Here is a 2,734-nt window from a genome sequence, read left to right as displayed (position 1 = left end):
CTACAAGGCATTGCTCGAGGACGGGCCGAGGCAGTTCCACATGACGGCCGCCATCCTTGAAGCCGAGCTTTGCGGGCGCCAATGGCTGGTCGGCAATTCGGTTTGCTATGCCGACTTTCGTATGGCGACCTTTCTCGCGTTCAATGATGCTGCCCGGTTGCCGCTCGACGACTATCCATCGCTCAGCCGCTGGTATCGGCGGATCGAGCATATCGATGCCTGGCGCGACCCGTTCCAGGGGCTGGATGCGCCGCCACTGCCGCCGGTCAGCAGAGAGGCCGTGCCGGGTTAAGCAAGGATTTTGAACGGCCCTTCTCGAAGGACCATCGTCGAGGATGCCTGCCAAGCCGCGGCGGAAATGGCCCCGGCGATGGGACGCGGGCCGTGGCCTGCACTAAGCAGACTTTGTCCGGCGTTTGGAGGTCAGGCAGCATCGGCCGATTGGTCGCCGCTCAACGCATCGCGCAACGCCCGGACTTTTCGCGTGAGAGCATCGATCTCGGCCGAGGTCATGCCTGAACGCTCGACCAGCGTTTCGCCCAGACAGCTGCATTGCGTGAGCAGCGCCCGGCCTGCCGCGGTGAGATCGACCTGCACCTGCCGCTCATCGTGATGGCTGCGCTGGCGGGTCACCAGACCCGCCTGCTCCATGCGCTTGACCAGCGGGGTGACGGTGCTCGATTCCAGCGCCAGCCGGCGCGCTATGGTGCCGACCGACATGCCATCGGCCTCTCCAAGCGCATTGAGCACGAGATACTGGGGATACGTGATCCCCATCTCGTCGAGCATGGGCTTGTAGGTACGGTTGATCGCCATGCTCGTGGCGTAGAGCGCGAAACAGAGCTGATTGTCCAGGGGCAGAGGCATCGCGCCATGATCCTTTTGTCGACGTCGTGAGGCTCTTTAGCACAAAAAATCATATCGCGATACATATTATCGTGGGCAAGAAGTCATCGTTGCGCTAGACACATCATTATCGCGATATCATTTATCGCGACACCTAAAACGGAGATTGAGATGACTGAAGCTTCACATGCGAAGGCGGCTCGGGCAGCGGCACGATCACCACCAACGACGGCACGCAGATCTACTACAAGGATTGGGGCACCGGTCAGCCGGTCGTCTTCCACCATGGCTGGCCACTGAGCAGCGACGACTGGGATGCCCAGATGCTGTTCTTCCTCTCCAAGGGCTATCGGGTCATCGCCCATGACCGCCGCGGCCATGGCCGCTCCAGCCAGACTGACACCGGCAATGAGATGGACACCTACGCCGCCGATGTGACGGCGCTGGTTGCGCATCTCGACCTCAAGAACGCCATCCATGTCGGGCATTCGACCGGCGGTGGCGAAGTGGCGCGCTATGTCGCGCAGTACGGTTCCGGAGGCCGTGTCGCCAAGGCTGTGCTGATCGGCGCGGTGCCGCCGATCATGCTCAAGACCGCTGCCAATCCCGGCGGCTTGCCTATCGAAGTGTTCGACGGCTTTCGCTCGGCGCTGACGACGAACCGCGCCCAGTTCTTCCGCGACGTTCCGGCCGGCCCTTTCTACGGCTTCAACCGTCCAGGCGCGACGGTGTCGGAAGGTGTGGTCGACAATTGGTGGCGGCAGGGCATGATGGGCGGCGCCAAGGCGCATTACGACTGCATCAAGGCGTTCTCGGAAACCGACTTCACCGAGGACCTGAAGAAGATCGACGTACCGGTGCTGGTCATGCATGGCGACGACGACCAGATCGTGCCGATCGCGGATTCGGCGCTGCTCGCGATCAAGCTGCTCAAGAAGGGCGAGCTCAAAGTCTACAAGGGCCTTCCGCACGGCATGGCGACGACCCATGCGGACGTCATCAATGCCGACCTCCTGGCTTTCTTCCAGGCCTGAGTCCCAGCGCCAGAAAAGCACCCGCCATCGCGCGGGTGCTTTGCTCTCTGGAGCTCGTCCGGAGTGGCCGGCTCAGGCTTTCCTGGCCTCCTTCATGTTCGGCAGGAACACGGTCAGCAGGCCGAGGAAGGGCAGGTACGAGCAGACGTGGTAGACGAAGTCGATGCCTTTCATGTCGGCGATGACGCCGAGCACGGCCGCAGCGATGCCGCCCATGCCGAAGGCGAAGCCGAAGAAGATGCCGGCGATCATGCCGACGCGGCCGGGAACCAGTTCCTGCGCGAAGACGACGATGTTGGAGAAGGCCGACGACAGGATCAGGCCGATCACAACGGTAAGCACCATCGTCCATTCCAAATTGGCGTAAGGCAGCGCCAGCGTGAAGGGCAGAACGCCGACGATCGAGAACCAGATCATCGCCTTCTGTCCGTAGCGGTCGCCGAACGGGCCGCCGAGCAGGATGCCAAGCGCCGAGGCGCCGAGGAACAGGAAGAGCATGACCTGCGACATCTGCACCGAAACGCCGAACTTATGGATGGCGTAGAAGGTGTAGTAGCTGGACAGCGAGGCGATATAGGCGTTCTTGCTCAACACCAGCAGCGTCAGCACCGCCAGTGCCCCCATGACCTTTTTGCGTGGGAAGGGCGAGACGTGAGCCGCCGGCTTGCGGCTGGCCATCGAGGCGCGCAGCCGGCTGTACCAGCCGCCAACCTGCCACAGCACGACGATGCCGATCAGCGAGCCGACGGCGAACCAGGAAATGCTCGTCTGGCCGAAAGGCACGACGATGAAGGCGGCGAGCAGCGGGCCCATCGCCTGGCCGAAATTGCCGCCGACCTGGAACAGCGATTGCG

The 2,734-nt window shown here is 62.6% G+C and carries 4 protein-coding genes; 2 read left to right on the top strand and 2 right to left on the bottom strand.

From position 1 onward, the window contains the following. Positions 1-292 (top strand): glutathione binding-like protein (locus EOA75_RS31570; protein ID WP_206517093.1); only part of this gene is annotated, 292 nt, incomplete at its 5' end. A 131-nt stretch (positions 293-423) separates the two neighbouring features. On the opposite strand, the gene EOA75_RS31565 is transcribed toward EOA75_RS31570, so the two are convergent. After that, a complete protein-coding gene (locus EOA75_RS31565) occupies positions 424-867 on the bottom strand; it encodes a MarR family transcriptional regulator (RefSeq protein ID WP_127240826.1) in 444 nt (147 codons plus the stop codon). Positions 868-1,061: 194 nt separating this feature from the next. Here EOA75_RS31565 and EOA75_RS31560 point away from each other — a divergent pair, with 194 nt between their 5' ends. Next, complete coding sequence (locus EOA75_RS31560; RefSeq protein ID WP_127326039.1) at positions 1,062-1,880, top strand: alpha/beta hydrolase; 819 nt, start codon at positions 1,062-1,064, stop codon at positions 1,878-1,880. A gap of 72 nt (positions 1,881-1,952) precedes the next feature. On the opposite strand, the gene EOA75_RS31555 is transcribed toward EOA75_RS31560, so the two are convergent. Beyond that, positions 1,953-2,734, bottom strand: a 782-nt coding sequence (locus EOA75_RS31555; protein WP_127326037.1) for an MFS transporter, incomplete at its 5' end; no start/stop codon positions are given.

Source organism: Mesorhizobium sp. M1A.F.Ca.IN.022.07.1.1, assembly GCF_003997575.1.
Lineage (GTDB): Bacteria > Pseudomonadota > Alphaproteobacteria > Rhizobiales > Rhizobiaceae > Mesorhizobium.
This window is presented reverse-complemented; position numbering and strand designations above follow the sequence as displayed.

Bases quoted from the DNA above. Each gene is read 5' to 3' on its own strand.
- EOA75_RS31565 (WP_127240826.1), bottom strand. From the start codon at position 867: ATGCCTCTGCCCCTGGACAATCAGCTCTGTTTCGCGCTCTACGCCACG.